General features: G+C 48.7%; 22 protein-coding genes and 1 rRNA gene. 15 read left to right on the top strand and 8 right to left on the bottom strand.

Features of this window, described 5'->3' with window-relative positions; translation table 11 throughout:
• Positions 1–29: 29 nt before the first annotated feature.
• Positions 30–1,379: an MATE family efflux transporter gene (locus tag IKG78_RS17775; protein WP_290945980.1), complete on the top strand. Its 1,350-nt coding sequence runs from the start codon at positions 30–32 to the stop codon at positions 1,377–1,379.
• A gap of 293 nt (positions 1,380–1,672) precedes the next feature.
• Here IKG78_RS17775 and IKG78_RS17780 read toward each other — a convergent pair whose 3' ends face one another.
• Together IKG78_RS17780 and IKG78_RS17785 are read right to left on the bottom strand one after the other, a co-directional pair.
• Positions 1,673–3,214 (bottom strand): hypothetical protein, encoded by a 1,542-nt coding sequence (locus IKG78_RS17780; RefSeq protein WP_290945982.1) that lies wholly within the window; start codon positions 3,212–3,214, stop codon positions 1,673–1,675.
• Positions 3,215–4,045, bottom strand: coding sequence for a DUF4423 domain-containing protein (locus IKG78_RS17785; RefSeq protein WP_290945984.1), 831 nt, complete (start codon positions 4,043–4,045; stop codon positions 3,215–3,217). It lies immediately after the preceding gene.
• 234 nt (positions 4,046–4,279) lie between these two features.
• On the opposite strand from IKG78_RS17785, the gene IKG78_RS17790 reads away from it, so the two are divergent.
• The 9 genes from IKG78_RS17790 to IKG78_RS17830 all read left to right on the top strand — a co-directional run bounded on the left by IKG78_RS17790 (position 4,280) and on the right by IKG78_RS17830 (position 12,029).
• The gene (locus tag IKG78_RS17790; protein ID WP_290945986.1) at positions 4,280–5,266 is read left to right on the top strand and encodes a hypothetical protein; all 987 of its coding nucleotides are present in this window, start codon (positions 4,280–4,282) and stop codon (positions 5,264–5,266) included.
• The gene (locus IKG78_RS17795) at positions 5,263–6,492 is read left to right on the top strand and encodes an asparaginase (RefSeq protein WP_290945988.1); all 1,230 of its coding nucleotides are present in this window, start codon (positions 5,263–5,265) and stop codon (positions 6,490–6,492) included. Before IKG78_RS17790 ends, IKG78_RS17795 begins: the two co-directional genes overlap by 4 nt.
• A 28-nt stretch (positions 6,493–6,520) precedes the next feature.
• Positions 6,521–6,958, top strand: coding sequence for a D-aminoacyl-tRNA deacylase (gene dtd, locus IKG78_RS17800; RefSeq protein ID WP_290945990.1), 438 nt, complete (start codon positions 6,521–6,523; stop codon positions 6,956–6,958).
• Between the two features lie 93 nt (positions 6,959–7,051).
• On the top strand, positions 7,052–7,882 hold the full coding sequence (locus tag IKG78_RS17805; protein ID WP_290945991.1) for a hypothetical protein: 831 nt from the start codon (positions 7,052–7,054) through the stop codon (positions 7,880–7,882).
• A gap of 135 nt (positions 7,883–8,017) precedes the next feature.
• A complete protein-coding gene (gene asd, locus IKG78_RS17810; RefSeq protein ID WP_290945993.1) occupies positions 8,018–8,848 on the top strand; it encodes an archaetidylserine decarboxylase in 831 nt (276 codons plus the stop codon).
• Between the two features lie 36 nt (positions 8,849–8,884).
• Positions 8,885–9,721: a hypothetical protein gene (locus IKG78_RS17815; protein WP_290945995.1), complete on the top strand. Its 837-nt coding sequence runs from the start codon at positions 8,885–8,887 to the stop codon at positions 9,719–9,721.
• A 29-nt stretch (positions 9,722–9,750) separates the two neighbouring features.
• On the top strand, positions 9,751–10,623 hold the full coding sequence (locus IKG78_RS17820) for a hypothetical protein (protein WP_290945997.1): 873 nt from the start codon (positions 9,751–9,753) through the stop codon (positions 10,621–10,623).
• Between the two features lie 134 nt (positions 10,624–10,757).
• Positions 10,758–11,099, top strand: coding sequence for a GerW family sporulation protein (locus IKG78_RS17825; RefSeq protein ID WP_290945999.1), 342 nt, complete (start codon positions 10,758–10,760; stop codon positions 11,097–11,099).
• Between the two features lie 516 nt (positions 11,100–11,615).
• Positions 11,616–12,029, top strand: a complete 414-nt coding sequence (locus tag IKG78_RS17830) for a hypothetical protein (protein WP_290946001.1) — start codon at positions 11,616–11,618, stop codon at positions 12,027–12,029.
• Here the strand turns inward: IKG78_RS17830 and serC are convergent.
• From serC to metF, 3 genes are all read right to left on the bottom strand, one after another.
• On the bottom strand, positions 11,951–13,057 hold the full coding sequence (serC, locus tag IKG78_RS17835) for a 3-phosphoserine/phosphohydroxythreonine transaminase (RefSeq protein WP_290946003.1): 1,107 nt from the start codon (positions 13,055–13,057) through the stop codon (positions 11,951–11,953). The two genes, IKG78_RS17830 and serC, sit on opposite strands and share 79 nt — an antisense overlap.
• A 119-nt stretch (positions 13,058–13,176) precedes the next feature.
• Complete coding sequence (locus tag IKG78_RS17840; protein ID WP_290946004.1) at positions 13,177–13,701, bottom strand: hypothetical protein; 525 nt, start codon at positions 13,699–13,701, stop codon at positions 13,177–13,179.
• A gap of 212 nt (positions 13,702–13,913) precedes the next feature.
• Positions 13,914–14,804, bottom strand: a complete 891-nt coding sequence (gene metF / locus IKG78_RS17845; RefSeq protein ID WP_290946006.1) for a methylenetetrahydrofolate reductase [NAD(P)H] — start codon at positions 14,802–14,804, stop codon at positions 13,914–13,916.
• 219 nt (positions 14,805–15,023) lie between these two features.
• On the opposite strand from metF, the gene pheS reads away from it, so the two are divergent.
• Positions 15,024–16,046, top strand: coding sequence for a phenylalanine--tRNA ligase subunit alpha (gene pheS, locus IKG78_RS17850; protein WP_073443178.1), 1,023 nt, complete (start codon positions 15,024–15,026; stop codon positions 16,044–16,046).
• Between the two features lie 153 nt (positions 16,047–16,199).
• Here pheS and IKG78_RS17855 read toward each other — a convergent pair whose 3' ends face one another.
• Positions 16,200–17,981 (bottom strand): AAA family ATPase, encoded by a 1,782-nt coding sequence (locus tag IKG78_RS17855; RefSeq protein ID WP_290946008.1) that lies wholly within the window; start codon positions 17,979–17,981, stop codon positions 16,200–16,202.
• Positions 17,982–18,373: 392 nt separating this feature from the next.
• Here IKG78_RS17855 and IKG78_RS17860 point away from each other — a divergent pair, with 392 nt between their 5' ends.
• On the top strand, positions 18,374–19,339 hold the full coding sequence (locus tag IKG78_RS17860; RefSeq protein WP_290946009.1) for a hypothetical protein: 966 nt from the start codon (positions 18,374–18,376) through the stop codon (positions 19,337–19,339).
• Positions 19,339–20,091, top strand: a complete 753-nt coding sequence (gene truA / locus IKG78_RS17865) for a tRNA pseudouridine(38-40) synthase TruA (protein ID WP_290946010.1) — start codon at positions 19,339–19,341, stop codon at positions 20,089–20,091. Before IKG78_RS17860 ends, truA begins: the two co-directional genes overlap by 1 nt.
• Before the next feature lie 144 nt (positions 20,092–20,235).
• On the opposite strand, the gene IKG78_RS17870 is transcribed toward truA, so the two are convergent.
• A complete protein-coding gene (locus IKG78_RS17870; RefSeq protein WP_290946012.1) occupies positions 20,236–20,964 on the bottom strand; it encodes a pyridoxine 5'-phosphate synthase in 729 nt (242 codons plus the stop codon).
• Between the two features lie 8 nt (positions 20,965–20,972).
• A complete protein-coding gene (locus IKG78_RS17875) occupies positions 20,973–22,082 on the bottom strand; it encodes a divergent polysaccharide deacetylase family protein (RefSeq protein ID WP_290946014.1) in 1,110 nt (369 codons plus the stop codon).
• Between the two features lie 30 nt (positions 22,083–22,112).
• Between IKG78_RS17875 and miaA the strand changes: the two genes are divergently transcribed.
• Both miaA and IKG78_RS17885 read left to right on the top strand, forming a co-directional pair.
• Positions 22,113–23,042 carry a tRNA (adenosine(37)-N6)-dimethylallyltransferase MiaA gene (miaA, locus tag IKG78_RS17880; protein ID WP_290946016.1) on the top strand — a complete coding sequence of 310 codons (930 nt, stop codon included), beginning with the start codon at positions 22,113–22,115 and terminating at the stop codon, positions 23,040–23,042.
• Between the two features lie 470 nt (positions 23,043–23,512).
• Positions 23,513–23,786, top strand: a 16S ribosomal RNA gene (locus IKG78_RS17885); the annotation flags it as partial.

Genomic DNA, 23,786 nt, shown 5'->3' on the forward strand with positions numbered 1-23,786 from the left:
CTAAATTTACGCCCGTTTTTAGGTGTTGTATGGCGACGAATGCGTTAAAGACGAACATGGATATGCTAAACGGACCTCTCGGTCGAAAAATTCTGAGGTTCGCGATTCCGCTTGCGGCGACGAGTATTTTGCAACAGCTCTTCAATGCCGCAGACATTGCCGTGGTAGGACAGTTCGCAGGCGACAAGGCGCTTGCTGCCGTCGGTGCGAACACGTTCGTCATCAATTTGCTGATAAACTTATTCGTGGGCATTTCTGTCGGCGTGAATGTCGTCGTTGCCAATTCTATCGGGACTCAAAGCTATCGTGCCGTTACCCGCAGCGTCCATACCTCGGTGATTGTTTCGTTCTTTAGCGGAATTTTGCTTTCGTTTGTCGGCATCTTTTTTGCAAGGCCTATTCTTTCGGCGGTTTCAACGCCTTCGGACATCTTGGACATGGCGGTGCGCTACCTGCAAATTTATTTTGCCGGGATGCCGTTTGTGATGTTGTTCAACTTTATTGCCGCTATTTTGCGCGGCAAGGGCGATACAAAGCGTCCGCTTTACGTGCTGATTGTCGCGGGTGCCGTAAATGTCGTCTTGAACTTGATTCTCGTGGCGGGTTTTGGCCTTGGCGTGTCAGGTGTCGCGATTGCGACTGTCATTGCTAACGTCATCAGCGGACTTACGTTATTGTATTTTTTGCGCCATGAGGTAGGCCCGTTCAAGCTTGAATTCTGGAAACTCCGCGTGACTCCGCTTTTCCTCAGTCGTATCATGCGCGTGGGGCTACCTTCGGGGCTTCGTGGAGTCGTGTTCTCGTTTAGCAATGTGTGTTTGCAATCAGCCATCAACAGCCTCGGTTCTTCGACGGTGGCTGCTTCTGCCGCGGCCCTCAATTACGAATTTATCGTCTATTACTGGCTCAATTCGTTCTCGCAAGCTTGCGTGACTTTTGTGGGGCAGAACTACGGTGCGAAAAACATGAACCGTTGCCGCAGTGCCGTTCGTTGGACACTTTTGCTGGGCTGTGTCTCTACGATTGTGCTGAGCGGGCTTTGTTGTATTTTTGCAAACCCCTTGCTGTCCGTGTTTACATCCGATCCAGAGATTATCGAAATTGCTTCTATCCGCATGTACGTGGTGGTCGGGCTTCTGTTTATCAACGTATTCCTAGACGTGTTTTCGAGCGCTCTTTCTGGAATGGGGCGTTCACTTGCTCCTGCGCTTACGTGCGTCGCTGGCGTGTGCGGGCTGCGTATCCTTTGGGTGATTTTCGTGTTCCCGCAGTACCGTTCTTTCGCCTCGTTGATGGTGGTTTATCCGGTCAGCTGGATAGTAACTATCTCCGTTATTGTGGGAATTTACTTTTACCGGGTGAAAAAAACGCAATTTTAGGAATGTAAATATTTGTTATCCTAACAGTCCGTTTGTACCGCGTTGCGGATTTTTTGACATTTTGTCAATGGTCGAATTTTGCGTTTTTGAGAAAAATTGGCCAAATAAACGTAATTTTATGAATGACCAAGTTGGTCCATACTGCCGATTTGGGATTAGATTCACAGGTATCAATTAGTGTTGGAGAATTGATGCTTCTGCAATCGGATGGAGACTCGGATCACTACTCTTCATGATAAACGACAGTGACCTTGGCCGAACAGAGATTCTAATCCCAAACGGCTTTTTTGTATCTATCGCAAATCGTCGAGGTTGATTCCGTACATCTTAACGTTGTCAATCCACAAATCGGTACCATTATAGACGAATATGGTGAAACGCGTTATTTTGTTGCGGGTCACGTCCCAACCGTGGTAGCTTTTGCCATCGGCGTTTGTAAAGTCTTTGGGCGTGACTGCAACGCGTGTCCATTTTTCGCCTGCACTTCCTTTATACGAAGTCTTGTAGTTCGTGTCGGATTCGACAATCGTTTCGAGAATGATTTCGTAATCGCCGTTACCCTTGAGCCAAACTTCAACGGAATCGAGCCTGCTCAAGTCGTGCGTGTGTTCAGCAATACGTGTTCCGATGACGACATAGCGTCCAAGCTTGTTTGCCTGGTATTGCACGTGAAGGACATTTTTCCCGAAGATGGAACTATCCGCTTTTTCGATGCCGTTCGTTGGTTTAGCTTCAAGGTTGTTTTTGACAGTCGCACTGTCGTGCGGCTGGATGTACCAATCGAACTTGTTGTTTAGTGGTGCCGGGAGAGCATTGAACTTGGTGCCGCTTTCGAAGTTCAATATTTCGACGCTGTTGATGGCTGCCACAAGCGAATCGCTCAAGCCTTTCCAGACGTTCACGTCCTTGAGTTTAGCGGCCTTCTTGTCGCCCCAGGTGAGCAGCCACGGCCTTACAGTGTCCGCAGCGCTTTCGACGCGGATGTTGAGTACCGCACTGTTGAGCGTCGTGTCCCAACCGTCAATTTCGAACGGGATGAGTTCGCCACTGCCGTCGTAGAGTCGGATGTCGCTTCCGTCTTTTGCCGCTTTATCGAAGTCGAAATTCGTCGTGTCCAATCGCATGATGAAAACTGTCGGGAAGCTGAGCGGACGCATCCAATCAGAAACCAATTCCGAAGGCATAAAGCGGATGGAATTTTTCGGGAATACTTTGTTCGGATTTTCGATCAGCCCAAGGTCGATGGTGTCGTTTGCGGACACGTTGAAAGATGTCTGCCCGATAGAGGATTGTTCTTCTGCATCCCAAGCGCTTACGGTCAATCTTCCGCACGGAGCTTTCCGGATGACGAACTGTCCCAGCGAGTCCGTCTTGACGATTTCGTTGGTGCCCTGGACGGCGACCCACGCGTAATCGGCACTGTCCGGCAAATCGACGAGTCCCTTGACCATGCCCATCGCTTCGAGCGATGTACTGTCAAGAGTGTATTCGTGATTGAGGTTGTTGAGCGTGTATTGCAGGACGATGGAGGACTTGCCTTTTGTAAAGTTGATGGTGTAAGAGCCGTCTTGATGGTTGTCGATGTGGACCCAGCCGTTTGTGTCCGTGGTGCCTTCGTAAGTGTATTTTACGTTGCTTGTTTCAGCGGTGTCGGCGACGTACCAAGAGGGGAGCACTTCGTAACGCACGTTGGCTGCGGGCGCCCCGTCATCAAAAACTCGAATGGCGATGGCGTTTTCGATTTCCGTTGTATTCCCTGCCGAATCGTTGCCTGTTCCGCAAGCAGCGATAAGTCCAAAAGTGGTCAGATAAAGAAACTTGTTAAAATTCTTCATTTATTTATCCTTCTTCTTATTGAGGGCGACGGGGAATAAAGCTAGGTTCAGCTGCATCACTCGATCGGGTACGAAACATTTATCGACTCGAATCTGGATTTCTTTGCGGAATTCCTTGAGCATGTTCTTGATGTCTTCGAACCCCTTTGCGTCAACGGCCATCGTGACTGTTGAAATATCGCGGTTCTCCGGCGGAATCTCGCTTAGCGAGCGGATGCCGAACTGCATGACTTTTGAATGGAAACTGCGAATCGCTTCTGCTTTCTCTGCACCTTGGACCGTGATGTGCGGGTCGGCGAGGCGTACCTTGGTATTGTTGTTGATGGGCTGGATAAAACCGAGCGATTTTAAAATTTCGATGCTCTCTTGGGCTTGTTCTTCGGTAATGGGAGGAATCACGCTGTTTGCAATTTCCGGGATATCGACATTGCCGTGCTTGACTTCGATGAGCGCACGGACGACGATGGTCCACCACGCGCTGAGGTACTTGAGTTCGTTGTCCTTGAGCAAATGGCGTTTGACATCGCGGAGCTGGAATGCCTTTTGCAAAATTTCCGCTTTTGTCTTTTCGGACTTCGTTCGCGATGCGACTATCAGCAAATCGAAATAAGCGGCGCCACGTCCGTCGAGCCCGAGCATTTTTTTCGCGGCGGGAACGGCGTGAACCGGAAGGTTGCGCTTTTTCTGGACAATATAATACGCATGGCTTGAATCCAAGCCAAGTGTTTTGCCGAGAGTGCTAAAGGAATACAAGGAGTTGTGTTTTTTGTGCTCCAAGTAATAGTCCTTGATCATGTCTCGATAGTCGTCGTAATCAAAGATTTCTGCCATAACCAAACCTTCCATAATAAATATACTTTATTATTTTAAAGAGGATGTACTGAGTTTGCAAAACTTAGTCTTAGAACTCAGAAACGTGAGGTTTAGAGGTTGGTTGTGAACTTTGAATTCGTTACGCAAAGAGTCGAAAACCGTAAATCATGAGGATTTGTCACCCCGCACATGTTGCGGGGACGGCTTTTTGATTAATATATTTGTATAGAAAATATTTAATGGATTTATCTTGTGAAAAAATTAATTCTATTGCTCGCTATTGTTTCTGTGAACATCTTTTTTATCGCAGAAAAGAAACAACGTGCTGCACTCGAACGTCATGAAAACATGATTGCCGAGACCAACGCGTGCCTCAATGCGGGGGATTGGAAGTGTGTTGAGAAAAATGTCCGCGAACTTTTGAAAGAAAGCCCGAATGATACGAATTTGCAGTTGCACCTTGCAGGTGTTCTTTTTGAACAAGAACGTTATATGGAATGTGTGCAGTATATTGAATCGCTAAATTTCAGAAACAGCGATTTGAATTATCTTGTCGAAAAGTCCATTTTACTTGAACGGGAAATGGAAAATTTGGGTGTAGAAAAATCCATGCATTTTCGTCTGGAATTTGATGGAACTCCGACAAAGAAAGATGTGATGGAGGCTCTTGCTGTTTTGGAAGTCGCTTATGATTCGTTAAGTATTTTGTTTGGTTTCATGCCTGAAAATAAGATATGTGTTGTTCTTTATGAGGAAAAAGAATATCAAGGCGTAGGGCCGCGTCCTGATTGGGTGGGGGCGATTTTTGATGGAAAACTTCGCATCCCGGTGAATCTGATGGAATATCGTGAAGTTTACCGTCCAGTGCTTTTCCATGAATTGACGCATGCGTTTGTACGTTCTATGACTCGTGCAGAGTTGCCGTTTTGGCTGAACGAGGGTATTGCTCAAGTGATTGACGGATTGCGTAAAGGCAGGGAACGCCCTGAAGGGGCTGCTCCGAACCTTAAAACGCTGACGGAACAGTTTGTACAACATTCCAGTACGGAATTGGCGATAAAACTTTATTGGTATTCAATGAAAATGGTCGAGGAGCTTTTAAGGATTGGCGGTGGCGGTACTGATTTTTTCCGCAAGTTTACCCAGTGTATGCAAGATGTTCATCGGCTTGGATTTGATAAAGCGTTGCAGACTCATTTTGGGGTGACTGCTGAAGAACTGCTGGAGTCGGTGAAATGAGTGATGGCGTGATGAAAAAAATTGTGATTTTGGCAACGGGCGGGACTATCGCCGGTGCTGGAGTACAAGGTAAAGATATTGGCTACAAGTCGGGATCTATCGAGGCTCAAACGCTGATTGACGCGATTCCTGAATTGAAGGATGTCGCGAATATTTTCGTGGAGCAAGTCTGCAATATCAATTCGGATGATATTACTTCTGAAATTTGGATTTCGCTTGCGCGGAGAATTAGGGAATTGGCTCTAGATGGGCTTGGATCGTCGCATGAGCGCGTTGACGGCTTTGTGGTGATGCACGGAACAGATACGATGGAAGAAACGGCGTTTTTCTTGAGTCTTACGCTTGGTGCTGTGGAAAATGTCGAGGGGCAAACCATCGTGAAGCCGGTGGTGCTGACGGGCTCGATGCGGCCAGCAACGGCGGCAGAACCGGATGGTCCTGCGAATTTGCTTTTTGCCGTGAAAAGTGCTGTTAGTTTGTGTAATCGTAGAATACAAGAGTCGCCGAATTCAACGCTGTCGAGCTTGTCTGAATGTCACCCTGAAATGTCATCCCGGACTCCGTTCCGGGAGCGGTTGGCTCAATTTGCAAAAGGCATGCCCGTGTTTGTCGCATTTGCAGGTAAACTTATGGATGCACGCACGGTGCAAAAAATTCATGCAAACGAACTAGATGCCTTCGCCGAAGTGGACGCTGCATCCCCGGCGTTGCCAAACCCGCTTGAAAGTCACTCCGCATTGTCATCCCTGTTGCAAAGTCAGCTTGCGTTGTCATCCCGGACTCCGTTCCGGGATCTGCTTCTTGAACCAACATTCGACATTTCATCCCTGCGTTCCCTCCCGAAAGTTTCGGTGCTTTACTTCAATGCCGATGCCGATGCGGAAATGGTCCGCTTTGCCGCAGAACGTTCGGCAGGGCTTGTCATTGCGGGTGCCGGTGCCGGTGAGTTTTCGCAGTCATGGGCGGCTGCGATTGCAGGAGTTATTGCCGAAGCGAAAGTCCCCGTGGTCGTCTCCACCCGAATCAATCGCGGTTGCATTGTTCCTGAACAACTGCTTGTGCCGGGTACGATTGCGGCCTACAGCTTGCCGCCCGCGAAAGCGGCGGTTCTTTTGCGGCTGTCTTTGACCGTTACGAATGACCCTGTGGCCATCCAAAAAATGTTTGAAACTTTGCATACGTCGTCATCCTCGAAATCTGTCCCCCTGGAGAGCGAAGCTCGATAGGGTCCATTATTTTTTTAACGAGTGAAAAATGAAATTTCTCATCCAGCGAGTCGTAAAGGCTCAAGTCGATATTGAAGGTCAAACCGTCGGAAAAATTGACGGCAAGGGATTCCTTGTGCTGATAGGCGTAGGCGAGGGCGATACCCGTGAAATCGCGGACCGCTTTATCAAGAAAATGCTTGCACTTCGCATTTTTGCCGACGAAAACGGAAAGACAAACCTCTCCATCAAAGATGTGGGGGGCTCGCTTTTGCTTGTTTCGCAGTTTACGCTTTACGCCAATTGCAATAAGGGAAACCGTCCGACGTTCAACGGTGCCGGCAATCCGACGCTTGCTAATGAACTTTACGAGTATATCATCGAACAGTGCAAAAAAGAAGTCGCTGTTGTCGAAACCGGAAAATTTGGCGCGGACATGCAGGTGAGCCTTGTCAACGACGGCCCATTTACTATAATGCTTGATTGAGGCCTTGTACGTCATTCTGACGCCGAAGGCGGAAGACTACTCAGAAGGCGAGTATTGCAAAAATGAGTGAACTCATTTGATTTGGAGGATTTTATGAAAGTTTTGCAATTTATGTTGTTGTGCGTTTCGACGCTATTCATTGCATGTGCCGGTTCGCGAGATGCCTCTTCGGAAAGCGGATCCGACATGAAGGACGCTCCTTGCACGGAATGCGGCACTCAGGGCGAAATCGAACTGAAAATTACCAATGAAAAGTTCTACCGCGAATGGAATCCGGCTGCGTTTAGCCGCATTGATTCTAATGCGGTTGTGGGCGTTTTTCCGGCAATCCAAGTGACCGCGAACCGCCCCGAAGATTGCAAAATGTGTCACAGCTTTAGTGCGGATGCCCTAGATTTTGACCTCGCACGCGTCGAAGATTCCCTGTTCGTTCAAGCGTTCCCGAAAATGACGCGGGAACTCATGCTTCCTGGAATGCGTGTCCCGGAAACGGATTCTGCGTTTATAGATACTTTGTCCTCGGCACTTCTCAAAATGAAGTTCGTCGAAGGCAAAAAACTGGATGACGTGACCCCGTGGGAAGAACGCGATGGAGTCGAACAAACTCTTGTACGTGAATTGCCTTTTGAACTCAAGGACTTGCTGAACCAAATTGCAAGCCGCTATGGCCTCCGCTATTTGACCATCCCACTCCTCATGAACGTGACGATGAATCCGGACTTGGGCAAAAAAGGCGGTTTCGATTGGCAAATCCTCTGGAGCATGTGGGATGCCCGCTATGGTGAACTCGTCTGCCTTGCGTATTCAAAATTCACCGCAGCCACAACAACGCGTGTCGCTCCCGAAAAAGAATGGGCGACTCCGTTTGCATCAAGGCTTTGGCGAATGTTCTCCGTCGATGTAGCGCATTTCGAGAATCATTGATTTAGTTATTGGTTTCTAGTCATTAGTTATTAGATTAAATTTAGGCGCCTTCGGTGCGATTATAAAGAACTAATGACTATTGACCATTGACTAATTACTAACTTTAAAAACATGAACACTCCTTTCTACGTTTTTATGAAGCTTTTGCCGAAGAACGCCGCGAGCCGCCTCTTCGGTGCGTTTACGCGTTTGCGTATCCCGTTTTTGAGCAAAATTGCTCGTAACGCTTTTGCTAGCTATTACAAGCTGGACATGGCCGAGGCGGAGTATCCGCTAAGCCATTACAAGAATATAGGTGAACTTTTTATCCGCAGGCTCAAGCCGGGCATGCGTCCTGTGGCTGATGCCGAAATCGTGAGTCCTGTCGATGGCGTGCTTTCGCAGACGGGTACGTTCGATGGCGACGAGCAGAATTTGATCCAGGCGAAGGGCAAAACCTATACGCTCAAGAGCCTTTTGCGCAGTGAAGAACTTGCCGAACGTTTCAAGGGAGGTGCTTTTGCGACAATTTATTTGGCTCCGTTCAATTATCACCGCATCCACAGCCCTGTCAAGGGCGACCTTGTGCTTTCGAGCTATTGCCCGGGAACGCTTTGGCCTGTGAATGTCGGTAGCGTCGAACGCGTCGAAGGTCTCTTCTGCATCAACGAGCGCTTGACGAGCCAAATCCGTTTGGCCGATGGTTCCGAAGTGCTTGTTGTAAAGGTTGGCGCGACAAACGTCGGACGCATTGGTGTTGTTTATAGCGATACGCTTTTGACGAATGCGGGAAAGCTTCCGCGTGATAACAAGCGCATGGATTGGATTCCGAATCAGCAGTTCTCGTTTGAAAAAGGCGGTGAACTGGGGCGATTCGAAATGGGCAGCACGGTGATTCTCGTGGTCGATAAAAAGATTCGCGAACGTCATCCGGACTTGTTCAAGTCTCGCGTTGGACAGGCGGTGAAGGTGGGCGAGGCTCTTTAACGGGCTTCGTGCTTTGCTTGTTTGCGGTTAGTCGCGATGGTTTCTGTAAAACGGTTCATTCACGACGAGCCTTTGCTTTTCAAGGCTTCGAAAGCCTTTGTGGCTTTGCTATTCCGGTGTGCAGATCCGGTTGTTTATGTTGCAGGCAAACTGCCGGAAAAAAATGAACAAATTGCATGGACTTTGTTAGGAAGTGCACTTTTCCAGGACCGTACATATCCTGATATTTTGCGGTTGCTTTGGGCTTTGCATGAAACGTTCCCAGGCGATAAACTTTGGTCTTTGCCTGTGCCTAAGGCTGCTGAAATAGAAGACGTTGTTGAACAGACTTTCAACAGTCGTAACTGGACAGCCTTTGAACATGTTGCTGGAATTTTTTGGAGTGTAGGGCTTTTTGTCCGGCGTCATCCTGATTTGGTGGCGTGGGTACGCGAGCGGACTCCCGAAGAATTGTGGAATGATTTGGGCGAGATTTATTTCATGGGGCGTTCGAATCCGCGTCCGAAGGCCTGTGCTGCGATTTACCGTTTGATTGCCCCCTCTCCGCTGGGCTTGGGCCTAGAGTGCTGTGGCAATTCAAAAAACGGTTTTAAAATGCCGCCTCTACCGCTTACGATGGGGGCTCGTCGTTTCTTGGCGATGCTTGGGCCTGCGAACGATGGCTCTTTTTCGCAACTGGAACCGCAAAAAAAACAGAAACTGGCAAACGAATATTTTAAGGCTCTAGCTCCAGAAAATCCGTATTTTGCAGCCCATTCATTGCAGTTTTTTCTTGAAAATGGAACGAATGGCTTTATTTGTCGTGAACTGACTGCGAATTGTGCCCACTGTCCCCTCTATGAGCATTGCAAATATGCTGTAGCTCACAATTGAAACTCGGATGTATGCTAAATTTTATTCGTATGAATCGATTTTCTACCAAGATGCACATGACCGGAGTTGCTGCACTGTTTGGTGCTTTTTTCGGTGCCGTTCTTTGTGCGTCATTGGTGGCTTGCGAAAAGAAGGTTGAGGAACCTGTCGATTACACACTGATGTGCTACAACGATGTCTGGCCGATGGACGATATTGTTATTGATGAAAGTCCGAACGATGACATCAAGGCTTTGGTCAAACGAATTGATTTACGTTATCCGATGATGCTTGGCGATACGTTGGATGTGACCATCCTTGAATTCAAGAGCGACGTTTATGCATTGGACTATTACATCAATAGCGGACGCTTTCAGGGAATTGTGCCTATTTTGCGTGGTTCGTTCTTGGAACAAAGTATTCGCTCTGCCGCACGCATTTTCATTTTCAAGCACGACAGCTTCCGTCGGTACGAACGAAGCGATTTGGAAAATTATGTCCATCAGTTCTCGCACTCGCGCCATGGTGGATTCCCGCAGGAATTCTTGAGCCTCCCGTTTGAGTACCGTGAACCGGGGCACACGTCCATCCAGACAAAATACTTTATTGGAGTCAAGGCGTATTTCCCTGTATTGGCGCAGAGCTATCGGGATTCGCATTTGCAGTGGAATGTTGCCCGCAGTTGGGACCTTGTCGATGAAAATGATTTTATTGCATGGGGCCGGCAGTTGAACATCGTTCAGCCGAAGGGCATCCATCGTGAAACTTCGACGCTTTATTTTACAGCGGGCGAAGGCGTGAACGGCATGGCGACGCGGCTTCCGGGCGGGCGAGTCGTCGCTGCGTGGGGCTACCTCGACTGGTCGGATCTCGAGCGCAAGTTCTTTACCGCAAGCGACCGTGTCTATAGCGCCAGGTATTAGCGGCTTCGCAGTAGACAGTAGGAAGTAGGCGGTAGACAGGATAGTTTGGCGGCTTCGCCGCGATTATAAAAACTAACCACTGTTTACTAACCACTTCCTACTTCCTACTTCCTACTAATTACTATATTCAAAATATGGCTATTGAAAAACTTGCTGAAACTCTTTTAGAAAAACTCCGCTACATTACGAAAGCGGAAACCGTTATCGGTGAACCTATACAGGCTGGCGAATCAACCGTTATTCCTGTGAGTCGTGTATCTGTCGGCTTTGGCTTTGGCGGACACCAGAACAAGGGTGATACATCTGCGTCTGGCGGTGGAGCTTCGGTCGAACCGGTGGCATTCCTTGTCATCAGAGGCGACGACGTTCGCATTATGCCCATCACAAAAGACAGTTCGCTTGTGTCTAAAATCATGGACATCGTGCCGGACGTTATGAACAAATTTTCAGGAAAGAACTCCCAGGATGCTGGTTGATTAAGTTAACCACGCTTCTTCGGTTGCTTTGGCCGTTCCTTTGATTGGAATGTTCTTAAATTCAAAATACTCCAAACATGTGGTTTGGGGTGTTTTTTATCTATAGATTGGTTGAAAAGTGGTAAATATAGGTCTTTTTGTCTGGTAGAAAAAAACTTGCGTTATGAGATGTTTTTTGAGAACATTTTATCAAGTGTCAAAGTGTGATGAAAATCATATTTTTTTGAAAAAAGTTGCATTTTCTATTGACATTCGCTAATTAAATGTGTATCTTTATTTATGTAAAAGCGAGAAAGAAGAAGCCTTTGGGTGTATATGGGTTAGTAAATTTGAGAACAAAAGGCTTTAAACTATTCTCGGTGGTTTTACAAGTTTTGTTTGGTCTCGTAAACTTGTAGAACGCCCGGCACGGGGACATACGTGCCACAAGATCCTCCTCCAAGGCGCCGTAATGGCGTACTCCTAACACAAAAAAATAGGACCTCCTCGTGAATAATGAGGAGGTTCTTCTTTTATATGTCTTTGGATCCCGTCGTGTGGCTCCAGGATGACGATTGTAAACGAAAAAGCCCCGGCACTATGGCCGGGACTTTCTCAAATGCGTTCCCTTCGACGCGCTTCGCTTGCTCAGGGACCTTAATAAGGTTGGTGAGCTTGTCGAACCACGCTCAGGATGACCCTGCACGCGGCATCTCGTTAGCCTTAGACGTTGGACTTTCGCTGTCGCTCAAGTCCAAGTTTTGGGCTTTACCTTTGAACGTTGGACTTTCGCTGTCGCTCAAGTCCAAGTTCTTGGCTTTACCTTTGAACGTTGGACTTTCGCTGTCGCTCAAGTCCAAGTTTTGGGCTAATTACCCAAGAACTTTCTTTTCGAAGTCGCCGAGGCAATCGACGAGGGCTTGCACGCCTTCGACTGGCATTGCGTTGTAGATGGATGCGCGGAAGCCACCCACGGAGCGGTGACCCTTGAGCTGCTGGAGGCCGCGTTCCTTAGCGAATTCAAGGAATTCCTTGGCGAGATCGTCAGCCTTGTCAGCTGCAACCACGTCCTTGTTGAACACGAACGGAACGTTCATGATGGAACGGTCTTCCTTAGCAGCCGTACCGACGAACACCTTGGAGTTGTCGAGGGCGCTGTAGAGGAGAGCAGCCTTGGAACGGTTCACCTTTTCGATAGCTTCGACACCGCCGAATTCCTTGAGCCACTTGAGGGTGCGGTTCATCACATAGACTGCGAAAACAGGAGGCGTGTTGAACATGTTCTTTGCGTCGATGTGGGTCTGGAAGTTCAGCATGGTAGGAATCGTGCGGTTCACCTTGCCGAGCAAGTCCTTGCGGATGATGGTCACGGTCACGCCAGCGCAGCTGATGTTTTTCTGGGCGCCGCCATAGACAACGCCGAAGTCGGAAACGTTGATCTTACGGGCGAGGAAGTCGGAGCTCACGTCGGCCATGAGGAAGCCGGACTTCGGCTTCGGGAAGTTGTGCCATTCCGTACCGTAAATCGTGTTGTTCGCGGTAACGTGGAGGTAGGTCGCGTTGTCGCTGAGCTTCAAGTTCTTATCGATGCGGCTGTAAGTTTCGGACTTGGTGTCGCAAGCGGCGAGAGCGTTACCGAACTGCTTAGCTTCTTTGTAAGCCTTGTTGGCCCAAACGCCGGTGAGGGCGTAGTCGGCTGTAGCGTTCTGGTCGAGGAAGTTCATCGGGAGCATGCAGAACAAAAGTGAGCAACCACCACCGAGGAACACGATATCGTAGTTTTCAGGAATGCCCATCAAGTCGCGGAGGAACTGTTCGGTTTCCGCAAACATATTCTCAATCGGCTTTGAACGGTGACTCATGGAGAGAATACTGATGCCGCTATTTGCGTAGTCGATGCATGCAGCAGATGCTTCCTTGAGTGCCTGTTCCGGCAGGACAGACGGTCCTGCGCTAAAGTTATAGACTTTGTTTGCCATTGTAGTGTTCCTTTTTAGGGGTTTGTGCCCTTTGTGGGGGCTAAAAAAATTACGGTGTAAAATTAGTAAATAGGCGGTGAAGTGGCAATAAAAAAAGCCCGCTCGCGGCGGGCATTTTTTTAAACTCCAAGTGCTTGAATCGCGGCCTTGTACTTCTTGAGACGGAACTTCGTCTTGAGTTCACGGCGTTCTTGGCGATGGATATACTTGTCGTCCATGAGCACGTTTAAAATTGCGCTCTTGGCCTTGGCTGCGGTCGGATTGTCTTTGAGCGTTTCGACGAAACGGACAAAGTCTTTTTCGCGAGCGTCGTAAGTCGCGTCTTCGGCGGGCACGCCCTTCTCCATGAGGTGGCAGCTATATTCGTCAATCCACGCTTGGTTTTTATGATAAGTCATCTTTTGGATGAGGTCAACCAAGTCTGCCGGAACGCCCATCTTGATCATGTCGTCCGGAGTTTTTTGGGTAGCAGACGTAATGGAATCCTGCAAAATAGCGAGCACCTGGACGTCTTCTGATTCGCCCTTGTTTTTGAGGTAATCAGCGACATTCTGGAGAAAATCTATGTAGGGGCCGCCAGCCTTGTCTTGCTGGCCTTTGTGAACGGAATCCGCAATTTTGTAGGCGTCTTGATAAGAAAGCATTATGAACCTTTTTTTAAAAATTCGAGCATCGACGATGCCCATACCACAATATATATAAAGCTTGAGCCAAAAAGTGTTTGTTTTTTTAAATGAGGTGAAAAAAAAGCAGTTTTTGTAAAAGATGCGTTTTTTACGCGTTTTTTTGTTGAAAAACTGCTTTTTTCACGTGAACGTCGTCGAAATTCGGAATTTCACCTCGAAAAAGCGCTTTTTTATGCTTGAAAGTTCTTTCCGAGAATGGCGGAAACGTTTTTCAAGATGCCTTCGGCGACGTCTGGCTTGTTCATGGAATAAACGTGCACGTTCGTGATGCCGTTCGCGTACAGGTCGATAATCTGGTCGCTTGCGTAGATGATGCCGGCCTGCTTCATGGCGTCCGGATCGCTACCGAACTTATCGACGAGCGACTTGAAACGTTGCGGCATGAACGAACCCGAAAGCTTGATGGCGCGATCGACCTGGTTTGCGTTCGTGATGGGCATGATGCCGGGGAGAACTGGACAGTTCACGCCTGCGTCGCGGAGTTTGTACAAGAAACTGAAAAACAGGTTGTTGTCAAAGACCATTTGCGTGGTAAGGAAATCTGCACCGGCTTCGACCTTTTCCTTGAGGTGCTTGATGTCTTCGGCCTGGTTCGGGCTTTCCGGGTGTTTTTCGGGGTAGCAGGCGGCGCCAATGCAGAAGTCGGGGTCCGCTGCCTTGATTTCGCGGATGAGTTCCACGGCATGGTGGTAGTCGCAGTCGCCACGGCCATTGGCGATAAGTTCCGGAGTGAGGTCTCCACGGAGAGCCATGATGTTCTTGATGCCGGCATTCTTCATGTCTTCGATGCGCTGGTGGATTGTTTCCTTGGTGCTCGAAATGCAAGTCAGATGGGCGAGCATCGGAATGCCGAAGTTGTACTTGAGGTTCTTGGCAATCTCGAGTGTATATTGGCTCACGCCGCCGCCTGCGCCGTAGGTGACGCTCATGAATGCGGGCTTGAGTTTTGCGATGTTTTCAGTCGCGGCTTTGACGTTTTCGAAGCTCGTCTCTTTTTTGGGCGGGAATACTTCGAACGAAAGGCTCATCTTGTCTTGCTTCAGGATGTCGATAATCTTCATTAAAACTCCGTACGGCTTTGTGCCGTCGATTTATATTTATGCAAATATTTAAATTCATGCATAAATGTAAATAAAATTCCCGTTAATGGCAATAGGGTATAAGTAATTTTTTAGAGAGATATATTATGTAGAAAAAAATTTCCAATTTAAAGAAATGATGGAGTTTTTTCGAGTCTATTGCTTCTCGTCTCCCATCTATTTTCTATCTTTACGCGCACTATGAGTGAAGCTATTAACAATGTCAAGCAGGCCTTTGATGCAGAACTTGCACAAACGGACCTCACCAATCAAGAAGCGGTCAACAATCTCCGCGTAAAGTACCTCGGCAAGAAGGGTGCTGTCACCGACCTCATGAAGCAGATGGGTTCGCTCAGCGCCGAAGAACGCCCCGCTTACGGCAAACTCGTGAACGAACTGAAAGTTGCCGTTTCCGAAGCTATCGACAAGGCTATCGAAACCGCAAACGAAGCCGCTCTCCAGAAGAAGCTTGCGAGCGGTGCAGTCGATATCACGCTCCCGGGTGCAGGCATCGCCGCCGGTTCTACGCACCCGCTGTACGACGTCCGCGAAGAAATCATCGATTTCTTTGCACAAATGGGTTTTGATGTAGATTTCGGTCGCGACATCGAAACGGATTGGTACAACTTTGAAGCTCTTAACACTCCGCCTGACCATCCGAGCCGCGACATGCAGGACACGTTCTATGTCGATAACAAGGTCATGCTCCGCACGCACACGTCGGGCACCCAGATTCACTACATGGAAACGCACAAGCCGCCTTTCCGCATGATTGCCCCGGGCCACGTGTTCCGCGTCGATAACGATGCCACCCACGCTCCGATGTTCCAGCAGTGCGAAGGTCTTGTCGTTGACGAAAACATCAGCTTTGCCGACCTCAAGGGTGTGCTCCAGGTGTTCATGAATAAACTCTTTGGCGCAGGCGTCAAGACTCGCTTCCGTCCGAGCTTCTTCCCGTTCACGGAACCGTCTGCTGAAATGGACGTGAGCTGCGTGTTCTGCGGTGGCAAGGGCTGCCGTCGTTGCAAGGGCACGGGCTGGATGGAAATCGGTGGTTGCGGTTCTGTCGATCCGAACGTGTTTAAGAACTGCGGTATCGACGCTGAAAAGTTCACTGGCTTTGCATTCGGTTTCGGTCTTGACCGTATCGCTATGCTCCGTCACGAAATTCCGGAAATCGGTCTTTTGACGGCAAATGACCAGAGATTCTTGAGCCAGTTCTAAGTTAGACGAAAGAACGCCGCTTTGCGGCTTCAGACGACAAATGCATAAGGCGAGAGAAGCGTCAATGCTTGCATTGGCATTTCCGAGCCAAGCATTTGGGGATTGCCCCAAAGACGAAAGATTAAAAAAGCGGACCGTTGAGGTTCGCTTTTTTTACATCTGTCCTTTGCTGCCGTTGATAATCCATTGGCAGAGGGCGGTAATGCCGTCGTAGTCGGGGAGGGTCTGGATAAAGTTTTTGGACTTGCTGCGTTCGATGAAGTTTCGCCAGACCATCTCGTTTTTGCCGTCCAGCCCCAGGTGTTCTTCGATTGCGCCGCGAGTCCACACCCAAATTCCTTGCTTGCAGAGCTTATCGTGGATGTTCTTGATGGGCTCTTTGGCTTCGGGCATGGCGGCCATCATGGCGTATGCTTTTGATGCGGGAATGTTGCTGTGCTTGTTCACTGGAATGCCGTTGACTAAACGCAAGTGCTTTTGGAAGGCGAGTTCGCGGAAAAGATTGCGGCAAATTGTAACGTCCGGGTCGTCTTCGCTTATGAATCCATCGCGGGTGGCGGTGGTGAAGGCGTAATCCAAATCGACGATGGCGCGCACGGGAATGTCCATGGCGGCAAGCACTTGCATGCTCTTGCGGGTATTGCTCACGCCGCCTTGACGCACGAGGGCACATTTGATGAGCGAAAAAGACTGCCCCGTAATGCGTTCGAAAAGGGCGGGGAGCACTCGCCATTCCGTTTTGCCTTCGGTGAGGAGCACGTAGTCTGCAAACAAAAGTTCATTGCTGTTCGAAAGGCTAAAGAGCATTTGCAGCTGGCTTGGCGCGTCTTGAACCACTTGGCGCACGGCGTCTTCCATTCGCTTGCGCATAAACGTTCCGCGTTTTCTGTTCTTGCGGATCAAAAGCGATGTGCTTACGTCTTCGCTGGTAACCATTTGTGCGGAATGTGTTGCGAAAACGACTTGGTAGCCTTCGTTCGAAAGTTTCTTGAGGGCAACGCGTACAAGTTCAACGGCCTGCGGGTGCAAGAAAAGCTCCGGCGAATCAATCAGCATGAGCGTGCGGCTCAAGTGATGGTTGTTGTGGTGCTTCTTGATGTCGGCGAGGTAACGGATAAGCGCCATTTGGATGGCTCGTTGCGAACCTGCGCCCATGCGCGAAATGTCGCGTTCGAATCCGTCATCTTCATCGACGACTTTGATGGAGGCGCTCTTGAGGAATGTTTCAAGCGTCGGGACGGGAATGTCGAGCTCAACGCGGACGCTTGGGAATAGCGGGCGGAGTGCCGTATTGACTTCTCGGTCGAACGACTTGATTTCTTCGGCTTGCCGGTCGCTTCCAGAACAAGTTAATTCCGTAAAACGCTCGATGACTTCACTCAGTTCGCCGCCAAACCGGCGTTCCAGAGGCTTGAAAATTTCGTGCAAAAGCTTTGTATAAGCTTGGTTCCCTTCAAAGTCCCAGATGGCAATGGATTCCGGGAACATGCGGTTGAACGCGGCGATGAATTTGTCGTTGACGCGGACCCAGTCCTTGCCGCCTTTGCGTTTGCCGTTCATCGGGCAGAATGCCCAGAACTCGATATTGCCGGGGAGTTCGCCCGGAATGCGCTGGATTTTTTTGACGCGCAACATGGTGTTGCTCAAAAAAGGCGTGATTTCCACCGCTTTTTCTTCGCCGAGGCGGTTCAGCACTTGTTCGGTGATGCCTTCGAAAATTCCTTCGGCTTCGACGGGGTGGTTCGGGTCGTCAAAATATGAGATGTCCAGAGAAAAATTCGCAAGCAGCCAGCGGATTCCCATCAAAATATTCGTCTTTCCGGCGTTGTTGTAACCAATTAAAGCTGTAAAATCGCTCAGCGGAAAAGTCTCGCGCTGTATGGAGCGGAGATTCGAAATCGTAATCTTTGACAGTTTAAGTGCTTGCTGTTGCATAGCTTGAAACTATAAAAACTTTTTGCAAAAAGTCTTGTTTTAAGCGAATGGAAGTGAAAAAGTGCAAATAAAGACAGTTTAAATTGGAATGAATGGTGCGGCTTGCCGCCAAAAGTCTGTTTTTGATGATTAAAAACGAAAAAACATCACAGCTGTTGGGGCTATGATGTTTTTTTTGGGGTTAGGAGGAGAACAAAGAGTTCTTGTACTTAAAGTTATTTAAAGTTGAGGGATGTTAGTCGTTTTTGATGTGTTTCGCGTTGAAAAGTGTTGAGAACTTCTCAATGGGCCGTTGTGAATTTTCTACAATTAATAATAGGTACGAAAAAAAGAGGTTTTGTTTCGTGTTGAACAATGAAAATGTATCAAGAATAATTTCTAAATTTTCGGGCATGAAGAAATATGCTGCTCCAGTTATTCTTTTTGTTTTGGCCTGTGCCTTAATTGTTTACCTCAAAGTTGATTTCTCCGGTTCTTCTACGTCGTTTGACGTGGGCCGGTACATGAAAACTCGAGCCAAGGTTGATTCTTTGGAAGTTGCCTTGTGGAACGCTCAAGGTAATGTCGATGCACAAGTGGCTATTCGCGACGAGCTTTCAAATGCTTGGGAAGAACTTTCGGCCATGCGAACGAATACAGCTCCAGCCGATGCGGAAAACCCTGAAGAAAATGCGGGGGGGCTTTCAAGCGGTGTTTGGCTTTGGATTATCGGCGGAACGCTTGCCGTGCTTCTCTGCGCTGTTGTTTTAGTGCTGGTGCTCATCCATCGCAAGAAAGTTGTTGAAACCCGGATGATGGAAGCTTTGGCGAAATCTAGGGAAACCGCGGGAATGGCTGCTGTAAATCGTGCAGTCACTAACAACGAAACGATGACTTCAACGCGAGTCCATACTCCGAAAAAGTCCATCATCGACGAAGCGGAAGAATTTGCTGCCAAACGCCGTGAAACGCAGGCGATGCAGGCGAGCGCTGCTTCGGAGCCGAAGGCTGCGTTCGAAGACGAAAACGGTGTTCCCGAAAACAAAATTTTAACGTCGCCGTTTAACGGCAAGACGATTCTTCGCCCGACGGCAAGAGAACGTATTACGTCTGCGATGCAGTCGCTTTCCGACGTGCTGCACCATGACCGTACGAAGGTTTCGCTCCCTAAGGAACAAACTCCACCGAAACCCGAAGTGGCGGCCCCTGCTGCAAGTCCTCTTGAGATGAACCGCTTTGATCGCGAATCGTCGGTGAACAGCAAGATTTTGCAGATGTCCCGTAGAGGGTTCCCGGCTTCGGCAATCGCATCGAAGTTAAGGATTCCTCAGGCGAAGGTCGAGGCTGTTATCAAGGAAGCCGTCGAAGCGGGTAACTGATGCGTTACCGTTTTCGTTGCGAATACCTGGGCAGCGCTTTTTACGGTTGGCAAGAACAGAACTGCGGGGGCAAACTCCGTTTTGTAACAGTGCAATCGACGCTTGAAGAGGCGTTGTCAGTTGCATTGCGTTCGCCAATCCGCATAGTGGGGTCGGGCCGGACGGACACCGGCGTGCATGCCCGCGGGCAGTGCGTCCATTTTGATTTTGATGGTGAACTCGACCCGCAGAAGGTCGTCCGCTCTGTGAACGGTCTTACAAAACGCTTGATCCGCATCCGCGACTTGGAACCGTGCGCTGCGGACTTCAATGCCCGTTACGATGCCGTCTTGCGTTATTACCAATACACGATTTTTACGCGCCCGGTGGCGTTGATGCGTGACTTTGGGTGGGAGTGCGGCTCGCTGAATTTGGATATTGATGCGATGGGTCGCGAGGCGGCGTCATTCTTGGGCGAGCATGACTTTATTGATTTTTGCATTCCGCGCAACGATGGAAAATCGACACTTTGTACGTTAAGTGAATTTCGCCTGGAACGACTGAACGACTGGAGCTGCATGTTCCACATCAAAGGAAACCGCTTTTTGCACCGCCAAGTGCGTGCGATGGTCGGCACGCTTTTTGATGTAGGGCGAGGCCGCTATCCTGAGGGCACGGTCCAGCAAATTTTCGCCAAGCAATTCAAGGGCGAACGCACATGGGCACCACCGCAAGGCCTAGTGCTAGAAAACGTGGAATATAGGGATTATTAGGGAGTGGTTAGTAAACAGTGATTAGTAAACAGGAATGAATTTAGTGGTTAGTATGCAGTGGTTAGTGAGCGGGAACGTAAAGGAAACGTTCTTATTGCAATCCTAACCACTAATCACTAACCACTAATCACTGCGATACAGCCGCTATTGCCTAATCGCTTCAATCATTTCTTTCACGGCGCGTTCCATGCCGACGAGCGCTGCGCGGCTTACGATGCTGTGGCCGACGATGATTTCGTCGATGCCGTCAATTTGAGCAACGGCTTCTACGTTTCTGTAGTTGAGGCCGCGACCGGCGAGAACTTTCAAGCCGTACTTGTGTGCAAGGACCGTCATGTCCTGCAATGCGGAAATTTCGCGATCGACTTCTTCGCGGCTGCCGAGTTCAAATGCGGTGGCGTACTTGCCGGTGTTGAATTCCACAAAGCTTGCGCCGACTTTCTTTGCCGCTTTAACTTGTTCTGTCTCGGCGTCAATGAAAATGCTCACCATGATATCGTTGTTTTTGAGAGTCATGATGTACTTTGCGAGTTCATCAATTTGAGCGGAAACGTTCAGTCCGTCTTCCGTCGAAAGTTCCGTGTGAACTTCGGGAACGAGAGTCACCATGTCCGGTTGGCGGTTGATGGCGAATTGCACCATCTCCTGTTTCGGAGCCATTTCAAGATTCAACTTTGTCGTAACTGTTCCGCGGAGGAGCCTGATGTCGCGGTCTTGAATGTGACGCTTGTCTTCGCGGAGGTGCGCTGTGATACCATTGCAACCGGCGAGTTCTGCAATCATGGCCGCTGCGACCGGATCGGGTTCCTTGCCTTTACGTGCTTCACGGATTGTTGCAATATGATCTACGTTTACACCGAGTTTGATAGACATAGGCTCTCCTATTTTGAATTGAATAAAGTAGATAAATCTACAAGTGTTGTGCCTTGCTTGGCGGCCTTCTTGGCGATATTCTCAAGTTTAGACAAATTTTGCTCTGTCAGTGGAATAACCATCACGGATGTGCCGCTTTTGGGGGCTTCCCTAAGCTTTTGATGAATATAGTCCTCTATAGAACTATTGTCGGGATTGTATGGAAACGCGACTTTGCAGTTGATTTCGAAGTCCTTGCAAGTTTGCGGGACGACCGTGCGTTCTTCCATGGACAAATCCAAAAACCACATGTACTTTTTTTCGACGGGCTTCAAGATGGCCTGCAAAAGTTGTCTATGCTTGACAGCTTGTTCTCCGTATCGCGTGGCGACTCCCGCTGCATTGGGGAGGACTTCTTTTGCATCGCTGATTGTTTCTTCAATCTGCTCTGCGGTGTGGTGGATGCGGAGCGGACGCAATTTGTTGTGAACCTTGTTCAGCTTGGTGGATTCCATGGCAAGCCAAAGTACGATTTCTTTGTTTCTTATTTTGTTCAAGTCTTTGTAGAAATCGTCGTTAAGCCCAAATGGTGGAACTAGCAAGTCGAACGGAAAATCCAAATTGTTCAACTTGGCAATGATTTCAGATGAGAGGCTTGTCGTCTGGAACGCAATCGACATGAGCGATGCGTTTTTCATGAAGACATTTTCTGAAACCTGGAGTGTCAGATGGAGCGTATCTCTTTTGGGTGTCAGGACATCGACTCTTGCGGACTGGTAGGAGTTGGGGTTGTCGCTGAGTTCTTCCATCCAAAGTATGGATCCGCCCCGTTTTTGGATAAATTTCTGAGCTTGCATGAGATAGACGACAATCGTTTTTCCGCGTGCGAGCGTCCAAATATTCCGCTTGGAACGTTTGGAATAACTGGACGAAATAATCTTCAACTCGTCCTGCAATTTTTTTTCAAAGGGTATAGAGTCTTGCTCGTCCGTAATTTCTTCTGTTGCAATGGAACCTGAAGACACCTCGGTATTCTTGCGGTTTAGGAACATCTTGTCTTGTGCGTTCAAGAAAAAAGCTAATCCGGCTAAAATCCCCGATGCTAAAAAAAGTGCGACAATGTGTTTTAGCTTAATCATTACATGTATAAATATAACTACATTGGACGCATGCCTATTCTGTTTGCACTTGTTGGAGCTACTGGTGTTGGCAAGTCTCGCCTTTCACTGGAACTGGCGGAACGTTTTAATGCTGAAATCATCGGTGTAGATTCTCGTCAGATTTACAAAGGGTTCGCGATTGGAACCGCACAGCCTCCGCTCAAGGATTTGGCTCGTGTAAAGCACCACCAGGTGGATTTCCTCGATCCTCGCATGGCGTATTCTGCTGGCGACTTTTGTGCGAACGTGAAAAAGCTTTTGTCTGAAAATCCGAACCAAAATTACATCTTGGTCGGTGGTACAGGCCTATATCTCCAGTCGCTAATGCTTGGGCTTCCACAACTTCCAAAAGCTGACGAATTTATTCGTAAATCGTTGGAGGAAGATGCAGCTCGCGTGGGTAATAGTAATTTGTACGAAAAAGCGAAATTGGTGGATCCCAAAGCGACGGAGAAAGTCGAAGTCAATAACATCCAGCGTATTATCCGCATTTTGGAGGTTTATCAGCTGACGGGCCGCAAACTTTCGGACTGGCAAAAGGAGCGTGTAGGCGGAATTGGCGTTTTGCCGGTGTTCTGGCTAAACCGCAGCCGTGAAAATCTCTATGCAAGAATTGATGCACGTGTCGATCAGATGATGGCGGATGGCTGGCTCGATGAAATTCATGAGCTCGCAAAGACTGTGCCGCTCGATGCTCCGGCATGGCAAAGTCTTGGTTATAAGGAACTTTTGGGTGCAAAAGACGATGCGCAGGTAAAAACCGTTTTGGAAGATGTCAAGCGCAAAACGCGGAATTACGCCAAGCGGCAGTTGACATGGTTCCGCTGGCAAGTGAAATCGACCGAAGTCGATTTAGATAATTGCAAAAATCCCCTTGAATACGTTCTAGAAGGCCTTTCTCGACCTCGGACTCGTCATCCTGCTGAACGCGAAGCGTGAAGACAACCTCGAAAGGCGAGTGTTGCAGCCGTGCTTGCATGGACCGAGCCAAAGAGGTTGGGGCTTGCCCCATTCAGTTATTTTTCGTCTTGTGTCACCCCGGCCTAAGGTTGGTGAGCCTGTCGAACCATGCCGGGGTCGGCATTTTGAATAACCCCTTGAAAGATTTCTGTTAATAGACTGTTGACATTGTGTAGTGCCGACGGCATACATCCCGTTTTATCGAAAAAAATGAAAAAAAGTGAATTTTTTTTGCTTTTACCCCTTGCAAAGATATCTGAAAATTCTATAATTGGCGCCGTTCCTGAGAGACGAGGCCGAAACGAAGAAACGGAAGCCGAGAACGAAGGAAAAATCGAAAGCCCGCGAGACTTTCGGGAATATTGAAGGAATCGGAGATGTGCTTAGTGACGGCCCAAGAAAATTTCTTGGAAGTCTTTTACGGAAAACAGGACAGACTATTTGAAAAATCAATGAAGAGTTTGATCCTGGCTCAGAACGAACGCTGGTGGCGTGTCTTATACATGCAAGTCGAGCGAGGCAGCAATGCCGAGCGGCGAACGGGTGAGTAACGCGTAAGCAATCTGCCCCGTATCAGGAAATACCCGTGCCAACGCGCGGTTAATGTCCAGGAGAGTGGCTCCCCGCATGGGGAGTTGACTAGAGATTTATCGGTACGGGATGAGCTTGCGTCCGATTAGCTAGTTGGCGGGGCAACGGCCCACCAAGGCGACGATCGGTAGG

Source organism: Fibrobacter sp. (assembly GCF_017545445.1).
Taxonomy (GTDB): domain Bacteria; phylum Fibrobacterota; class Fibrobacteria; order Fibrobacterales; family Fibrobacteraceae; genus Fibrobacter.

What these genes read in the sequence shown, in the direction of transcription:
- IKG78_RS17775 (WP_290945980.1), top strand. Translation starts at nt 30, where the DNA reads ATGGCGACGAATGCGTTAAAGACGAACATGGATATGCTAAACGGACCT.
- IKG78_RS17780 (WP_290945982.1), bottom strand. Translation starts at nt 3,214, where the DNA reads ATGAAGAATTTTAACAAGTTTCTTTATCTGACCACTTTTGGACTTATC.
- IKG78_RS17785 (WP_290945984.1), bottom strand. Translation starts at nt 4,045, where the DNA reads ATGGCAGAAATCTTTGATTACGACGACTATCGAGACATGATCAAGGAC.
- IKG78_RS17795 (WP_290945988.1), top strand. Translation starts at nt 5,263, where the DNA reads ATGAGTGATGGCGTGATGAAAAAAATTGTGATTTTGGCAACGGGCGGG.
- dtd (WP_290945990.1), top strand. Translation starts at nt 6,521, where the DNA reads ATGAAATTTCTCATCCAGCGAGTCGTAAAGGCTCAAGTCGATATTGAA.
- IKG78_RS17805 (WP_290945991.1), top strand. Translation starts at nt 7,052, where the DNA reads ATGAAAGTTTTGCAATTTATGTTGTTGTGCGTTTCGACGCTATTCATT.
- asd (WP_290945993.1), top strand. Translation starts at nt 8,018, where the DNA reads ATGAAGCTTTTGCCGAAGAACGCCGCGAGCCGCCTCTTCGGTGCGTTT.
- IKG78_RS17815 (WP_290945995.1), top strand. Translation starts at nt 8,885, where the DNA reads ATGGTTTCTGTAAAACGGTTCATTCACGACGAGCCTTTGCTTTTCAAG.
- IKG78_RS17820 (WP_290945997.1), top strand. Translation starts at nt 9,751, where the DNA reads ATGAATCGATTTTCTACCAAGATGCACATGACCGGAGTTGCTGCACTG.
- IKG78_RS17825 (WP_290945999.1), top strand. Translation starts at nt 10,758, where the DNA reads ATGGCTATTGAAAAACTTGCTGAAACTCTTTTAGAAAAACTCCGCTAC.
- IKG78_RS17830 (WP_290946001.1), top strand. Translation starts at nt 11,616, where the DNA reads ATGTCTTTGGATCCCGTCGTGTGGCTCCAGGATGACGATTGTAAACGA.
- serC (WP_290946003.1), bottom strand. Translation starts at nt 13,057, where the DNA reads ATGGCAAACAAAGTCTATAACTTTAGCGCAGGACCGTCTGTCCTGCCG.
- IKG78_RS17840 (WP_290946004.1), bottom strand. Translation starts at nt 13,701, where the DNA reads ATGCTTTCTTATCAAGACGCCTACAAAATTGCGGATTCCGTTCACAAA.
- metF (WP_290946006.1), bottom strand. Translation starts at nt 14,804, where the DNA reads ATGAAGATTATCGACATCCTGAAGCAAGACAAGATGAGCCTTTCGTTC.
- pheS (WP_073443178.1), top strand. Translation starts at nt 15,024, where the DNA reads ATGAGTGAAGCTATTAACAATGTCAAGCAGGCCTTTGATGCAGAACTT.
- IKG78_RS17855 (WP_290946008.1), bottom strand. Translation starts at nt 17,981, where the DNA reads ATGCAACAGCAAGCACTTAAACTGTCAAAGATTACGATTTCGAATCTC.
- IKG78_RS17860 (WP_290946009.1), top strand. Translation starts at nt 18,374, where the DNA reads ATGAAGAAATATGCTGCTCCAGTTATTCTTTTTGTTTTGGCCTGTGCC.
- truA (WP_290946010.1), top strand. Translation starts at nt 19,339, where the DNA reads ATGCGTTACCGTTTTCGTTGCGAATACCTGGGCAGCGCTTTTTACGGT.
- IKG78_RS17870 (WP_290946012.1), bottom strand. Translation starts at nt 20,964, where the DNA reads ATGTCTATCAAACTCGGTGTAAACGTAGATCATATTGCAACAATCCGT.
- IKG78_RS17875 (WP_290946014.1), bottom strand. Translation starts at nt 22,082, where the DNA reads ATGATTAAGCTAAAACACATTGTCGCACTTTTTTTAGCATCGGGGATT.
- miaA (WP_290946016.1), top strand. Translation starts at nt 22,113, where the DNA reads ATGCCTATTCTGTTTGCACTTGTTGGAGCTACTGGTGTTGGCAAGTCT.